This is a genomic window from Pseudidiomarina sp. WS423, assembly GCF_050750165.1.
GTDB lineage: Bacteria > Pseudomonadota > Gammaproteobacteria > Enterobacterales > Alteromonadaceae > Pseudidiomarina > Pseudidiomarina fusca.
Genome location: NZ_JBOJLN010000026.1, coordinates 1 through 15,970 on the forward strand (window position 1 = coordinate 1; position 15,970 = coordinate 15,970).

Below are 15,970 nucleotides of genomic sequence, written 5' to 3' on the forward strand. Positions count from 1 at the left end.
AGCTTCGGCTCCCTTTTTTCATTCAAAAGCGTTGTTCGTTATTCGTACGCTACGCTGTTCGTGCGCTACGCTGTTCGAAAAGTGAACGTACGAACAGTGAACGAAGTGAATGGACGAATAACGAACAACGAATAACGCCCTTGTTTTACATCACTTGATCGGTATAATACAGCGTCCGTTTCTGTCACATACACAGAACCTGCAGGGGTGTAGTTCCAATTGGTAGAACAGCGGTCTCCAAAACCGACGGTTGGGGGTTCGAATCCCTCCACCCCTGCCAACAAATTCAAAGCGTTGTTCGTGTTTCGTCCGCTGCGCTGTTTGTTCACTTTGTTGTTCGCGGTTAGAAAGGCGAACTTAGTGAGCGGACGAAAAGTGAGGCGAGGCCGAACGGACGAATAGCGAATAACGAGTTTTTTCAATTACAGGATTAAATAATGAGTGCAAACACCGAAACGCAAAGCAGCTCGTTCGACGCCTTAAAATGGTTAGTCGCTATCGTTTTACTTGCTGCCGCAGTCCTTGGTAACTATTACTACACAGAACAAGTATCAGTACTTTATCGTGCGATTGCTGTTGTGCTGTTGGTTGTTATCGCAGGTGTTATTGCGGGCATGACCTCGAAAGGCCGTCGGTTCCGTGGCTTTGCTAAAGAAAGCCGCACTGAGGTTCGTCGCGTAGTTTGGCCAACGCGTCAAGAAGCTACTCAAACTACTATTATTGTTGTTGTTGCGACCGCAATTGTATCTTTAATCTTATGGGGCATGGATGCGATTTTAGTTCGTGTCGTTGGCTTCTTTACCGGATTGGAGTTTTAATCAATGGCAGAGCAAATTAAAAAACGTTGGTACGTGGTTCAAGCATTCTCTGGTTTTGAGAAGCGTGTTGCTGAGTCTCTGCGCGAGCATATCAAAATGCACGGTATGGAAGACAAATTCGGTGAAGTCTTAGTACCAACTGAAGAAGTTGTGGAAATGAAAGCGGGCAAGCGTGCGAAAAGCGAACGCAAATTCTTCCCAGGCTATGTACTAGTCGAAATGGCGATGGATGAAGCTGCTTGGCACTTGGTCAAATCTATCCCACGCGTACTAGGTTTTATTGGCGGAACGCAAGAGCGTCCGATTCCAATCACGCAAAAAGAAGCTGACACTATTCTGAATCGCCTGCAAGACTCGGTTGATAAGCCTAAGCCAAAAACCTTGTTTGAAGCGGGCGAAGTGGTACGGGTTAATGACGGTCCGTTTGCTGACTTCAATGGTACCGTAGAAAGCGTAGACTACGACAAGAGCCGCTTAACAGTATCGGTCTCTATCTTTGGTCGCGCCACGCCGGTTGAGCTTGAGTTCGGCCAGGTAGAAAAAGCGTAACAGCCGTTATTCGTGATTCGCACTGTTCGAACCCGGAACCCCGAACAGCAAAGCGCACGAACCACGAACAGCGCAGCGTACGAACAACGAAGTGTACGAACAACGAAGAACGAAGTGTACGAAAAACGCACTTCGTTAGTTGCAATCAGGGGCGAATAAGACTATAATTCGCCTCCTTTTTATATTGGGGAGCCGTTAGAGTAAGTCAACTCTTAGACTTACGAGGCGTTAGACCCGCAACCAAGAGGCTAAAACATGGCTAAGAAGTTAAAAGCTATCATCAAGTTGCAAGTAGCAGCTGGTGCAGCTAACCCATCACCACCGGTAGGTCCAGCATTGGGTCAACACGGTGTGAACATCATGGAATTCTGTAAAGCGTTTAACGCAGCAACTGGCGAACTTGAAAAAGGCGCTCCGGTTCCTGTTGAAATCAGCGTTTTTGAAGACCGTTCTTTCACCTTTATCACTAAAACTCCTCCAGCAGCCTTCTTGTTGAAGAAAGCAGCAGGCATTAAGAGTGGTTCAGGCCGTCCAAACACTGATAAAGTTGGTACTGTAACTGTAGCTCAGTTAGAAGAAATTGCTAAGACCAAAGAGCCTGACTTAACAGCGGCTAGTCTTGAAGCAGCAGTACGCACTATTGCCGGCTCTGCTCGCGCAATGGGCTTGAAAGTGGAGGGTCTATAAGATGGCTAAGTTAACTAAACGCGCTCGTCTGATCCGTGAGAAAGTTGAAGCTCGTGATTATGAAATCAACGAAGCGATCAACCTGTTGAAAGAATTGGCAACTGCTAAATTCAAAGAAAGCGTTGATGTATCAGTAAATCTGGGTATCGATGCTCGTAAATCTGACCAAAACGTTCGTGGTGCTACTGTACTACCTAACGGTACTGGTCGTGACGTTCGTGTTGCAGTATTTACTAGCGGCGCTAACGTAGAAAAAGCTAAAGCAGCTGGTGCTGATTTAGTAGGTATGGAAGACTTAGCTGAGCAAATCAAGAAAGGCGAGATGAACTTTGATGTTGTTATCGCTTCTCCAGACGCTATGCGTGTGGTTGGTATGCTGGGTCAAATCTTAGGTCCACGTGGCCTGATGCCAAACCCTAAAACTGGCACCGTAACTCCTGACGTAGCTACTGCGGTACAAAACGCTAAAGCTGGTCAGATCCGTTATCGTAACGATAAAGCTGGTATCATCCATGCTACTATCGGTAAAGTTGATTTCGATAACGCCAAGCTGCAAGAGAACTTAGAGTCTCTATTAGCTGCTCTGAAGAAAGCCAAGCCGTCTTCAGCTAAAGGTCAATACATTAAGAAAGTTAGCTTATCAACCACTATGGGCGCTGGCGTAGCCATCGACCAAAGCACGTTAAGCTAAGATTTCAAAGGTTTATGGGTTGGAGCTAACGCTCTCATCCAAGACCGCAGGTGTATCGCGAGACCATCCTTCGGGATTTAAAGCGACACTTAATTTCCTGCGCAGATGGTGATATCCGACTCAGACTCTCTGGGTAAGAGATTCACCGTGACAACGTGGCAGAATGTGGTTTCTGCCTATGTGTAACGATGACCCGGCGCGTTTTCGCAAAGGGTCAAAAAAAGAGGTGATACTAGTGGCACTAGGTTTAGCAGCAAAAAAGGCAATCGTTAAAAAAATTAACGATGTTGCTTCAAACGCTCTATCCGTCGCTGTTGCTGAGTATCGTGGTATGGAAGTTGCGGACATGACCCAACTTCGTCGTCAAGCTCGTGAGCAAGGCGTGTATCTGAAAGTTATTCGGAATACATTAGCTAAGCGTGCGTTCGCTGACACGAAATTTGGTGACATGGATGCGGCACTTGTAGGTCCTTTGGTCTACGGCTTCTCTTTGGATGCGCCTGGCTCTGCTGCGCGTTTGTTCAAAGATTTCGCTAAACAGAACAAGCACCTTAAAGTAACTGCTCTATCAATCGGTAACGGTTTGATGGGTGCAGATAAGCTTGAAGCAGTTGCTTCACTTCCGACTCGCGACGAAGCATTGGCGAAATTGCTTGCAACCTTCAAAGCGCCTGTTAGTAAGTTCGTTCGTACAATTAACGAAGTACCTACTAAGTTTGTGCGTGTGTTGTCGGCAATTAAAGACGCTAAATAGAAGCGGTTTTTATAACCATTTTTTTGTAATTTATAACCCAGGAGTTTAGAGTTATGGCTCTTACTAAAGACGATATTTTGAATGCAATCGCTGAAATGCCAGTTATGGAATTGGTAGAGTTGATTGAAGCAGCTGAAGAAAAATTCGGTGTTGACGCATCTGCTGCTGTTGCAGTAGCTGCTGGCCCAGCTGTAGCTGCTGAAGCTGCAGAAGAGAAAACTGAATTTGACGTAATCTTGAAAGCTGCAGGCGCTAACAAAGTTGCTGCTATCAAAGCAGTACGTGGCGCAACCGGTCTTGGCTTGAAAGAAGCTAAAGATATGGTTGAGTCTGCACCTGTTGCTGTTAAAGAAGGCATCAGCAAAGAAGACGCAGAAGCACTTGCTAAAGATTTGACTGAAGCTGGTGCGGAAGTTGAAGTTAAGTAAGTTTAACCACTTACATAACTTGGCCTTTTAGGCCTAGGGCTGGTGGCAATATTGCTACCAGCCTTTTTGCGCTGTAAAGCATGTATCATTTTTGCCCGTTATTGGGGTGCATGCTCGCGGTGACAAAAACGGGAACGACAAGCTTTAAGTAGTTTGTTTTTAACCATCGACTCCTACTCCGGTGGTTAGGGTCATCAATCAGCTAGCTGAGGAACCCCATGGCGTACTCCTACTCTGAGAAAAAACGTATTCGTAAGGATTTTGGTAAACGGCCTCATGTACTTGAAGTGCCATACCTGCTGTCAATCCAATTAGATTCATTTAAAAAATTCATCGAGCCGGATCCAGAAGGCAATAACGGTCTGGAAGCGGCATTTCGCTCAGTATTTCCAATTACCGCCTATTCAGGTAATTCGGAATTGCAGTACGTGAGCTATCACTTAGGTGAGCCGACCTTTGACGTACAAGAATGTCAAATTCGTGGCATCACATACTCTGCTCCATTGCGGGTGAAACTGCGCTTAGTTATCTATGATAAAGAAGCTGCGGCTGGCACCGTTAAGCACATGAAAGAGCAAGAAGTTTATATGGGCGAAATCCCATTGATGACCGACAACGGTACCTTTGTTATCAATGGTACTGAACGTGTTATCGTTTCTCAGCTACACCGCTCTCCTGGCGTGTTCTATGATCACGACAAAGGGAAAACCCATTCATCGGGTAAGGTGTTGTATAACGCTCGTGTGATTCCGTATCGTGGCTCTTGGTTAGATTTTGAATTTGACCCGAAAGACAACGTATTCGTTCGTATCGATCGCCGTCGTAAATTACCGGCATCGATCATTTTGCGTGCCTTGGATTACAATACCGAAGAAATCTTAGAGATGTTCTTCGAGACTACTTATTTCCAATTCCGCAACAAAAAAGTATTCATGCAATTGGTGCCTGAGCGCCTGCGTGGAGAAACTGCCAAATTTGATATCAAGAACGATGAAGGTGATGTGATTGTTGAGAAAGGTCGTCGTATTACTGCGCGCCATATCAACCAAATCGCTAACCTGAACACCCCAGAAATGGAAGTTCCATTAGAATATCTGGTCGGTAAAGTTCTTGCTAAAGATTACAAAGAAAAAGGCACTGACACGGTTATTGCGCCGGCAAACACTGAGTTAACCCTTGAATTGTTGGCCAAACTGCGTGAAGCAGGGTTCAAGAAATTTGAAACCTTGTTTGTTAACGATCTTGATCATGGTCCATACATGAGCGAGACCTTGCGCATTGACTCTACTAATACTCGTTTAGAGGCGTTAGTAGAAATCTACCGCATGATGCGTCCGGGCGAGCCGCCCACTAAAGATGCAGCAGAAACCTTGTTTGAAAACTTGTTCTTCAGCGAAGACCGTTACGATTTATCGTCAGTCGGTCGGATGAAGTTCAACCGTCGTTTAGGTCGTGAAGACTTAACCGGTGCAGGTGTGCTTACTAAAGAAGACATTATTGATGTGATGAAAAAGCTTATCGACATCCGTAATGGCTTAGATATCGTCGATGATATCGATCACTTAGGTAACCGTCGTATTCGTTCGGTTGGCGAAATGGCCGAAAACCAATTCCGCGTGGGCTTGGTACGGGTAGAGCGTGCAGTTAAAGAACGCCTAAGCCTTGGTGATTTAGATGCCACCATGCCGCAAGATCTGATCAACGCCAAGCCAATTAGCGCGGCCGTTAAAGAGTTCTTCGGTTCAAGCCAGTTGTCACAGTTTATGGACCAAAACAACCCATTGTCAGAAGTCACGCACAAGCGTCGTATTTCTGCATTAGGTCCAGGTGGTCTTACGCGTGAGCGCGCCGGCTTTGAGGTTCGAGATGTACACCCAACCCATTACGGTCGGGTTTGTCCAATCGAAACTCCGGAAGGTCCAAACATCGGTTTGATTAACTCGCTATCTACCTTTGCTCGTACCAACGAGTACGGTTTCTTAGAAACTCCGTACCGCCGGATTGAGAATGGTGCAGTCACCGACGAAGTAGACTATTTGTCAGCGATTGAAGAAGGTAACTTTGTTATCGCCCAGGCTAACGTTACCCTGAATGATAAAGGTGAGTTAGTTGATGACCTAGTACCTTGTCGTCACAAAAACGAATTTACTCTGATGTCAAAAGAGCAAGTTCAATATATGGACGTAGCGCCACAGCAGATCGTATCGATTGCGGCAAGCTTAATTCCATTCCTTGAGCATGACGATGCTAACCGTGCCTTGATGGGCGCGAACATGCAACGTCAAGCAGTACCAACATTACGTGCCGATAAGCCGTTAGTAGGTACCGGTATTGAACGTACCGTAGCTGTAGACTCAGGGGTGACGGTTGTAGCAAAACGTGGTGGTGTGGTTGATAAAGTCGACGCCAGCCGTATTGTTGTAAAAGTTAATGAAGAAGAGATGGTACCAGGCGAAGCCGGTATCGATATCTACAACTTGGTTAAATACACGCGTTCTAACCAGAACACCTGTATTAACCAAACTCCTACGGTTAACGTAGGCGAGCCAGTAATGCGCGGCGACGTGCTAGCTGATGGCCCGTCAACCGACATGGGTGAATTAGCACTTGGACAAAACTTGCGCGTGGCCTTCATGCCATGGAACGGTTACAACTTCGAAGACTCGATTTTGATTTCAGAACGAGTGGTACAAGAAGACCGTTTAACCACCATTCACATTCAAGAACTGAACTGTGTGGCGCGTGATACTAAGTTAGGTGCTGAAGAAATTACTGCCGATATCCCTAACGTAGGTGAATCAGCGCTGAACAAACTTGATAACTCAGGTGTTGTATTCGTTGGTGCTGAAGTATCAGGCGGTGACATTCTAGTAGGTAAAGTAACACCAAAAGGCGAAACCCAGCTGACTCCAGAAGAGAAGTTGTTGCGAGCTATTTTTGGTGAAAAAGCTTCAGACGTTAAAGATAGCTCACTGCGTGTGCCAAACGGCGTTACCGGTACTGTTATCGACGTTCAAGTATTTACCCGTGATGGGGTAGAGAAAGACAAGCGTGCTAAAGACATCGAAGAGATGCAACTGAAGCAAGTTAAGAAAGACTTAACCGACGAGTTCAAGATCCTTGAGAAAGGTATTTTTGAGCGTGCACGTAGCTTGTTGTTAGCGAACGGTTTCGATGAATCGAAGCTAGCTAGCCTTGAGCAAAGCAAATGGTTAACGCAGAACCTGAAGAGCGAAGACGCTCAGCAGCAGCTAGAACAAATTGCTCAGCAATACGAAGAAATTCGTAATGATTTTGACGCTAAGTTTGAGAACAAGCGTCGTAAGATCGAGCAAGGCGATGACTTGGCACCGGGCGTGTTGAAGATCGTTAAAGTATACCTAGCTGTACGCCGTCGTATTCAGCCTGGTGATAAGTTAGCTGGTCGTCACGGTAACAAAGGTGTTATCTCAACTATTCAGCCAGTTGAAGATATGCCACACGATGAGCACGGCGTGCCGGTTGATATCGTGTTGAACCCGTTGGGCGTACCATCGCGGATGAACATTGGTCAGATCCTTGAAACTCACTTGGGTATGGCCGCACGCGGCATCGGTACCAAAATTGAGAACATGCTGAAACAGCACGCTAAAGTAGCCGAAATGCGTGAGTTCTTGAAGAAGGTTTATGAGTTGGGCGAAACTCGTCAAGAAGTTGATATCGATGACTTCAGCGATGACGAGGTAATGCGCTTGGCAAATAACCTGAAGAAGGGCTTACCTACTGCAACACCTGTATTCGATGGTGCTGTAGAGCGCGAAATTAAAGACTTGTTGAAGCTAGCTGATTTACCAGAATCAGGTCAGATTACTTTGTATGACGGCCGTACTGGTGAGCGTTTTGAGCGTGACGTAACCGTAGGTTACATGTACATGCTGAAATTGAACCACTTGGTTGATGACAAGATGCACGCCCGTTCTACCGGTTCGTACAGCTTGGTTACTCAGCAGCCGTTGGGTGGTAAAGCGCAATTCGGTGGTCAGCGTTTTGGTGAGATGGAAGTGTGGGCACTGGAAGCATACGGTGCTGCTTATACTCTGCAAGAGATGTTGACAGTGAAGTCGGACGACGTAAACGGTCGTACCAAGATGTACAAAAACATTGTCGACAACGATCTGCGGATGGAAGCAGGTATGCCGGAATCCTTCAATGTATTGCTGAAGGAAATCCGCTCACTTGGTATCAACATTGAGTTGGACCAAGACTGAGACACCACCGGACGCTAATTGCCAGGAGATAAATCGTGAAAGACTTATTAAAGTTTTTAAAGCCGTTAAACCAGACTGAAGAGTTCGATGCGATTCGCATCGGACTTGCTTCTCCGGACATGATCCGCAGCTGGTCTTTCGGTGAAGTGAAAAAGCCAGAAACGATCAACTATCGTACGTTCAAGCCTGAGCGTGATGGTTTGTTCTGTGCGCGCATTTTCGGCCCGGTGAAGGACTATGAGTGCTTGTGTGGAAAGTACAAGCGCTTGAAGCACCGCGGTGTGATCTGTGAGAAGTGTGGCGTTGAAGTTACCCTCACTAAAGTACGTCGTGAGCGTATGGGTCACATCGAGCTTGCTAGCCCAGTTGCGCATATCTGGTTCTTGAAATCACTGCCAAGCCGCATTGGTTTGATGCTTGATATGACTCTGCGTGATATCGAGCGCGTGCTGTATTTTGAATCTTATGTGGTTACTGAAGCAGGCATGACCTCGTTAGAGCGTGGTCAAATCCTGTCTGAAGAAGACTACTTAGACGCGCTTGAAGAGCACGGCGACGAGTTTGAAGCTAAGATGGGTGCCGAAGCGGTATTGTCGTTGTTACAACATATCGATATTGAAGGCGACATCAAGCAATTACGTGAAGAATTGCCAGAAACCAATTCTGAAACCAAGCGTAAGAAGATCAGCAAACGCCTTAAGCTATTAGAATCATTCCATTACTCAGGCAATAAGCCAGAGTGGATGATCTTAAAAGTATTGCCTGTGTTGCCACCAGACTTACGTCCGTTGGTACCACTTGACGGTGGCCGTTTCGCGACCTCTGATTTGAACGATTTATATCGTCGTGTTATCAACCGTAACAATCGTTTGAAGCGTTTGTTAGACCTAGCTGCGCCGGACATTATTGTTCGCAACGAAAAGCGTATGCTGCAAGAAGCGGTTGATGCCTTGTTGGATAACGGTCGTCGTGGCCGTGCTATTACTGGCACCAACAAGCGTCCATTGAAATCTTTGGCTGACATGATCAAAGGTAAGCAAGGTCGTTTCCGTCAAAACTTGCTAGGTAAGCGCGTAGATTACTCAGGCCGTTCAGTAATTACTGTAGGTCCTAAGTTACGTCTGCATCAGTGTGGCTTACCGAAGAAAATGGCCCTTGAGCTATTCAAGCCGTTTATCTATGGCAAGTTAGAAGGTCGTGGCTTAGCTACTACCATCAAAGCAGCGAAGAAAATGGTTGAGCGCGAAATCCCAGAAGTGTGGGACGTGCTAGACGAAGTGATCAAAGAACATCCAGTGATGCTAAACCGTGCACCAACCTTGCACCGTTTGGGTATCCAGGCGTTCGAGCCGGTCCTGATTGAAGGTAAAGCGATTCAGTTGCACCCATTGGTGTGTGCGGCTTATAACGCGGACTTTGACGGTGACCAAATGGCGGTTCACTTACCATTAACGTTAGAAGCGCAACTTGAAGCGCGCGCGTTGATGATGTCAACCAACAACATTTTGTCACCAGCTAGTGGTGATCCTATCATCGTTCCTTCACAGGACGTTGTTTTGGGTCTTTACTACATGACGCGCGATAAAATTAACGCTCCTGGCGAAGGCATGATCTTTAAAAATGCCAAAGAAGCCGAGAAAGCGTATCGTGCCGGTGCAGCAGCACTCCACGCTCGCGTAAAAGTGCGTCTGGCCGAAGTACATATCAGTGAAGAAGGTGAGCGTACACATACCTCTACCATCTATGACACTACCGTTGGTCGTGCCATCTTGTCACTGATTCTGCCAGAAGGTATGCCGTTTGAGATGATCAACCAGGCGATGGGTAAGAAACAAATCGGTCGTTTATTGAACCGTTCTTACCGTGACCTAGGTTTGAAGCCAACGGTTATCTTTGCTGACCAAATCATGTATACCGGTTTCCACTATGCAATGATTGCTGGTGCGTCAGTTGGTATTGATGACATGGTTATTCCTGCTGCTAAGAAAGATATTATCGATGCAGCAGAAGAAGAAGTAGCAGAAATTCAAGAGCAGTTTGAGCAAGGTTTGGTAACCGCTGGTGAGAAATACAACAAGGTTATCGATATCTGGTCTACGGCCAACGAAAAAGTGTCTAAAGCAATGATGGACAACTTATCGAAAGAAACCGTGATCAACGCTCAAGGCGAAGAAGAGCAGCAAGCGTCATTTAACTCGGTTTATATGATGGCAGACTCTGGTGCTCGGGGTAGCTCGGCACAGATTCGTCAGTTAGCTGGTATGCGTGGTTTGATGGCGAAGCCAGATGGCTCAATCATCGAAACCCCAATCACTGCTAACTTCCGTGAAGGTTTGAACGTACTTCAGTACTTCATCTCAACTCACGGTGCTCGTAAAGGTTTGGCGGATACCGCACTGAAAACAGCTAACTCGGGTTACCTAACTCGTCGTTTGGTTGACGTAGCACAAGACGTTGTTATCGTTGAAGACGATTGTGGTACCGAAGAAGGCCTCTACATCAAACCGTTGATTGAAGGTGGTGATGTTGTAGAGCCATTGCGTGAGCGCGTATTAGGTCGTGTTGTGTGTGACGACGTGCTAATGCCTGGTACCGACGATGTATTGATTCCGCGTAACACGCTGCTCGATGAGAAGATGTGTGACGTGTTAGAGCAAAACTCTGTCGACCAAGTAAAAGTACGCTCAGTTATTACCTGTGACACTGACTTTGGTGTGTGTGCTAACTGTTATGGTCGCGACCTAGCGCGTGGTCACTTGGTGAACCAAGGTGAAGCAGTAGGTGTTATCGCTGCTCAGTCAATCGGTGAGCCAGGTACTCAGTTAACCATGCGTACGTTCCACATCGGTGGTGCGGCATCACGAGACTCTGCAGCGAACAACGTGCAAGTGAAGAACAAAGGTGTGCTGAAGTTACACAACGCGAAATACGTTGAAAACTCAGACAGCCACATTGTTATCACCTCACGTTCAACCGAGCTGACCTTAATTGATGAGTTTGGCCGTGAGCGCGAGCGCTATAAACTGCCATACGGCGCGGTATTGAAGAAGAACGAAGGTGAAACGGTTGAAGCCGGCGAAATCGTGGCGAATTGGGATCCGCATACGCACCCAATCATCACTGAGGTAGCAGGTCGTCTGAAGTTTGTTGACTTGATTGATGGCGTTACCATGACCCGTCAAACCGATGATCTTACCGGTTTGTCGAGCATTGTTGTCCTAGAAGCCGGTCAGCGTACCAGCTCTGGTAAAGACATGCGGCCGATGGTGAAGTTGGTGGATGCGAAAGGTAACGACGTGAATATCGTTGGTACCGACATGCCGGCCCAGTACTTCTTGCCAGGTAATGCGATTATCAACCTTGAAGACAATGCCGAAGTGAAAGTGGGTGACACGGTTGCACGTATTCCACAAGAAGGCTCAAAAACACGCGATATTACCGGTGGTCTACCGCGCGTTGCTGACTTGTTCGAAGCACGTCGTCCGAAAGAGCCTGCAATCTTGGCAGAAATTTCAGGTACCGTTAGTTTCGGTAAAGAAACCAAAGGCAAGCGTCGTTTGATTATTACCCCAATGGAAGGTGGTGATCAGTACGAAGAGATGATTCCTAAGTACCGCCAGCTCAATATCTTTGAGGGTGAACAGGTAACTAAGGGTGAAGTTATTGCCGACGGTCCAGAAGCTCCACACGATATCTTACGTTTACGTGGCGTTAGTGCGTTAGCGAACTATATTGTGAACGAGGTTCAAGAAGTTTACCGTTTACAAGGTGTTAAGATTAACGATAAGCACATCGAAACCATCGTGCGGCAGATGTTGCGTAAAGCAATTATCCTAAGCCCAGGTGAGACCGAGTTGCTTGAAGGCGAAATGATGGAGCTGTCTGAAGTACTTGCGGCCAATGCGAAAGCAGAAGCTGAGGGTAAGATGCCAGCAACCTACGAGCGTCAGCTGTTAGGTATTACCAAAGCATCATTGTCGACTGAATCGTTTATTTCGGCAGCGTCGTTCCAAGAAACTACGCGCGTATTAACCGAAGCAGCGGTACAAGGTAAGCAAGATCCATTACGTGGCTTGAAAGAGAACGTTATTGTGGGTCGCTTAATTCCAGCTGGTACTGGTTTCGCATACCACCGTGAGCGTGCACGTAAACGTGCAGAAGCAGCGGTTGCATTCGAAGCTCCAAAAGTAACAGCGGAAGAAGCCGAGCAGCAATTAGCTGACGCCTTGAATGCCAGCATCGATAGTGATGATGCAGCTGAATAAGTGTTAGTACGCTTGGGTTACTGTTAGTCAGTAGCCTCAGCACCTCAAAAGGCCAGTCTCAGTGACTGGCCTTTTTATTAAATGTAACGACAAGAGCGATAGGCCATGTAAGAGTTCTGCTAAAACTCTTCAGGGCTGCTCTAACTTGGTGAATAGCCACCCAAAAGCCTAGCCTTGTGTCATTTAATTGACGCAAAACCTAGCTACCATGAGGCGTCGAAAGGTCATTGATCTTACGCTTTTCCTTGACAGTCCAATTATTGACCATTAAAATTCGGCCTCCCCATATTAGGGCGCTTAGCCCGTGGATCGGTTTTTATGATCTAAACTAAGTAAGCTAATCGGGGGAATTTTGGATTTTTCATTCTGTTGAGCGACATCAACACAATCAGGAGTTATGAATGGCAACAGTTAACCAGCTGGTGCGCAAAGGTCGTCAAAAGCCGGTTGTTAAAAGCAACGTTCCGGCACTTGAGGCTTGCCCACAAAAACGCGGCGTATGTACCCGTGTTTACACTACTACCCCTAAGAAGCCAAACTCAGCACTGCGTAAAGTATGCCGTGTGCGTTTGACCAACGGCTACGAAGTATCTTCGTACATTGGTGGTGAAGGTCACAACCTGCAAGAACACTCAGTCGTACTTATCCGCGGCGGTCGTGTAAAAGACTTGCCAGGTGTTCGTTATCACACAGTTCGTGGTGCATTAGACTGCGCTGGCGTAAATGATCGTCGCCAAGCTCGTTCTAAGTATGGCGCGAAACGGCCTAAGTCTTAACGGTTCTCCGTTAGTAAGGCCAAACTGTTAATTAAAGTTTTGGGTTAAACCCTGAATTAATCGGAGAATATTGAGATGCCAAGAAGACGCGTCATTGGTCAACGTAAAATCCTTCCGGACCCTAAGTTCGGATCAGAGTTGTTGGCTAAATTTATCAATGTCGTCATGGTTGACGGCAAAAAATCTGTCGCTGAAAAGATTATTTACGGTGCGTTAGACATCCTGGCTACTAAGTCAGGTAAAGAGCACTTAGAAATTTTTGAAACTGCGCTGGACAACGTACGTCCTACGGTAGAGGTTAAATCTCGCCGTGTAGGTGGTTCTACCTATCAGGTACCAATCGAAGTACGTCCTGTTCGCCGCAATGCACTGGCTATGCGTTGGTTAGTTGATGCTGCGCGTACTCGGGGTGAAAAATCCATGGCTCAGCGTCTAGCAGGTGAAATGTTAGATGCATCAGAAAACAAAGGCTCTGCAGTGAAGAAACGTGAAGACGTTCACCGCATGGCCGAAGCGAACAAAGCGTTTGCTCATTACCGCTGGTAATAACACAAGCAACCCAAAGAGGAATTTATGGCTCGACAAACATCGATTGAGCGGTACCGTAACATCGGTATCTGTGCTCACGTAGACGCTGGTAAAACAACCACCACTGAGCGGGTGTTGTTCTACACTGGTCTGTCTCACAAATTAGGTGAGGTTCATGACGGTGCCGCGACTACCGACTGGATGGAGCAAGAGCAAGAGCGTGGTATTACTATCACCTCAGCTGCTGTTACTGCATTCTGGAAAGGTATGGACCAGCAGTTCCCTGAACACCGTATCAACGTTATCGATACTCCAGGACACGTAGACTTCACTATCGAAGTAGAACGTTCACTGCGTGTACTTGACGGTGCTGTGGTTGTTTTGTGTGGATCATCAGGCGTACAGCCGCAAACTGAAACAGTATGGCGTCAAGCGAACAAATACGAAGTACCTCGTATGGTGTTCGTGAACAAGATGGACCGTACTGGTGCAGATTTCTTGCGTGTTGTTGGTCAAATCAAAACTCGCTTGGCAGCTACTCCGGTGCCAATTCACTTAAACATCGGCACTGAAGAAAACTTCAAAGGTGTTGTTGACTTAGTGAAAATGAAAGCGATCAACTGGAATGAAGCCGATCAAGGCATGACCTTCACTTATGAAGAGATTCCAGCTGAGTTGCGTGAGCAAGCTGAAGAAATGCACAACGAGTTGATTGAAGCTGCTGCTGAAGCCAACGAAGAGTTGATGAATAAGTATCTTGAAGGCGGTGAGTTGACTGAAGCTGAAATCAAAGCTGGTTTACGTCAACGTACCCTGAACAACGAAATTATTCTTTGCTTGTGTGGTTCTGCGTTCAAAAACAAAGGTGTTCAAGCGATGCTTGACGCTGTTATTGAATACTTACCTTCACCAACTGAAGTTAAAGCAATTCGCGGTATCTTAGACGACGAATCTGAAGGCGTGCGTAAGTCATCTGACGACGAGCCGTTCTCAGCATTGGCGTTTAAAATCGCGACTGACCCATTCGTGGGTACTTTGACCTTCTTGCGCGTTTACTCGGGTGTTCTAGCTCAGGGCGATACCGTGTACAACCCTGTGAAGAGCAAGCGTGAGCGTATCGGCCGTATGGTACAGATGCACGCAAACGACCGTAAAGAGATCAAAGAGATCTTGGCGGGCGACATTGCTGCAGCTATCGGTTTGAAAGATGTGACTACTGGTGACACCTTGTGTGATCCTAACCACATCATTACGCTTGAGCGTATGGAATTCCCAGAGCCAGTAATCTCTGTTGCAGTAGAGCCAAAAACCAAAGCTGACCAAGAAAAAATGGGTATCGCTTTAGGTAAATTGGCTGCTGAAGATCCATCGTTCCGCGTTAAAACTGATGAAGAGACGGGTCAAACCATCATCTCTGGTATGGGTGAGCTTCACCTAGACATCATCGTTGACCGTATGAAGCGTGAGTTCAAAGTTGAATGTAACGTAGGTAAACCTCAGGTTGCTTACCGTGAAACTATCCGTCAGAAAGTGGAAGTTGAAGGTAAGTTCGTACGTCAATCAGGTGGTCGCGGTCAGTTCGGTCACGTTTGGTTACGTATCGAGCCAATGGAGTTTGACGCAAACGATGATGAAGCTCCGAACTATCAGTTCGTGAACGAAGTTGTTGGTGGTGTGGTTCCTAAGGAATACATCCCTGCGGTAGATAAAGGTATCCAAGAGCAGATGCAAAATGGTGTACTTGCTGGCTACCCAGTTCTAGGCGTTAAAGCAACTCTGTATGATGGTTCATACCACGACGTTGACTCATCAGAAATGGCATTTAAAATTGCTGGTAGCATGGCCTTCAAAAAAGGTGCATTACAAGCGCGTCCAGCTCTGTTAGAGCCAATGATGAAAGTTGAAGTTGTTACCCCTGAAGACTTCATGGGTGACGTAGTAGGTGACTTGAACCGTCGTCGCGGCATCATCGAAGGTATGGAAGATGGCCCTGGTGGTTTGAAAGAAGTTCGTGCTCAAGTTCCGTTATCAGAAATGTTCGGTTACGCTACTGACCTGCGCTCGCAGACTCAGGGCCGTGCATCTTATGCAATGGAATTCTTGAAGTACGCTGAAGCACCAAACAACATTGCTGAGCAGGTTATTGCTGCTCGTCAAACTAAAGATTAAGTAGAGTCTGGTCCGGTTCTCTACCAAGGACCGGGCTTTTAACTTAAGTTAAGGAAAA

Annotated in this window: 11 protein-coding genes and 1 tRNA gene; all 12 read left to right on the forward strand. The window is 46.7% G+C overall.

Annotated features, from left to right (window positions below; genetic code table 11):
• The first annotated feature begins 203 nt into the window (after nt 1–203).
• The 12 genes from ACQ661_RS12295 (at nt 204) to fusA (ending at nt 15,912) form a co-directional block, all read left to right on the forward strand.
• A tRNA-Trp gene (locus ACQ661_RS12295) sits at nt 204–280 on the forward strand.
• A gap of 157 nt (nt 281–437) precedes the next feature.
• Nucleotides 438–818: a preprotein translocase subunit SecE gene (gene secE / locus ACQ661_RS12300; protein WP_110077038.1), complete on the forward strand. Its 381-nt coding sequence runs from the start codon at nt 438–440 to the stop codon at nt 816–818.
• 3 nt (nt 819–821) lie between these two features.
• Complete coding sequence (gene nusG / locus ACQ661_RS12305) at nt 822–1,367, forward strand: transcription termination/antitermination protein NusG (RefSeq protein ID WP_110077037.1); 546 nt, start codon at nt 822–824, stop codon at nt 1,365–1,367.
• A gap of 255 nt (nt 1,368–1,622) precedes the next feature.
• A complete protein-coding gene (gene rplK, locus ACQ661_RS12310) occupies nt 1,623–2,054 on the forward strand; it encodes a 50S ribosomal protein L11 (RefSeq protein ID WP_110077036.1) in 432 nt (143 codons plus the stop codon).
• A gap of 1 nt (nt 2,055) precedes the next feature.
• Nucleotides 2,056–2,745: a 50S ribosomal protein L1 gene (gene rplA, locus ACQ661_RS12315; protein ID WP_110077035.1), complete on the forward strand. Its 690-nt coding sequence runs from the start codon at nt 2,056–2,058 to the stop codon at nt 2,743–2,745.
• A 235-nt stretch (nt 2,746–2,980) separates the two neighbouring features.
• The gene (rplJ, locus tag ACQ661_RS12320; RefSeq protein WP_431668547.1) at nt 2,981–3,499 is read left to right on the forward strand and encodes a 50S ribosomal protein L10; all 519 of its coding nucleotides are present in this window, start codon (nt 2,981–2,983) and stop codon (nt 3,497–3,499) included.
• A 53-nt stretch (nt 3,500–3,552) separates the two neighbouring features.
• Nucleotides 3,553–3,927: a 50S ribosomal protein L7/L12 gene (rplL, locus tag ACQ661_RS12325; protein WP_153826997.1), complete on the forward strand. Its 375-nt coding sequence runs from the start codon at nt 3,553–3,555 to the stop codon at nt 3,925–3,927.
• Nucleotides 3,928–4,145: 218 nt separating this feature from the next.
• Nucleotides 4,146–8,174 carry a DNA-directed RNA polymerase subunit beta gene (rpoB, locus tag ACQ661_RS12330; protein WP_313933390.1) on the forward strand — a complete coding sequence of 1,343 codons (4,029 nt, stop codon included), beginning with the start codon at nt 4,146–4,148 and terminating at the stop codon, nt 8,172–8,174.
• 35 nt (nt 8,175–8,209) lie between these two features.
• Entirely contained in the window at nt 8,210–12,439 is a 4,230-nt protein-coding gene (gene rpoC / locus ACQ661_RS12335) for a DNA-directed RNA polymerase subunit beta' (protein WP_110077032.1), read from the forward strand.
• Between the two features lie 401 nt (nt 12,440–12,840).
• Nucleotides 12,841–13,215 (forward strand): 30S ribosomal protein S12, encoded by a 375-nt coding sequence (gene rpsL, locus ACQ661_RS12340; RefSeq protein WP_034777283.1) that lies wholly within the window; start codon nt 12,841–12,843, stop codon nt 13,213–13,215.
• A 75-nt stretch (nt 13,216–13,290) separates the two neighbouring features.
• On the forward strand, nt 13,291–13,761 hold the full coding sequence (gene rpsG / locus ACQ661_RS12345) for a 30S ribosomal protein S7 (RefSeq protein ID WP_431668543.1): 471 nt from the start codon (nt 13,291–13,293) through the stop codon (nt 13,759–13,761).
• Between the two features lie 27 nt (nt 13,762–13,788).
• The gene (gene fusA / locus ACQ661_RS12350) at nt 13,789–15,912 is read left to right on the forward strand and encodes an elongation factor G (RefSeq protein ID WP_431668545.1); all 2,124 of its coding nucleotides are present in this window, start codon (nt 13,789–13,791) and stop codon (nt 15,910–15,912) included.
• Nucleotides 15,913–15,970 lie beyond the last annotated feature (58 nt).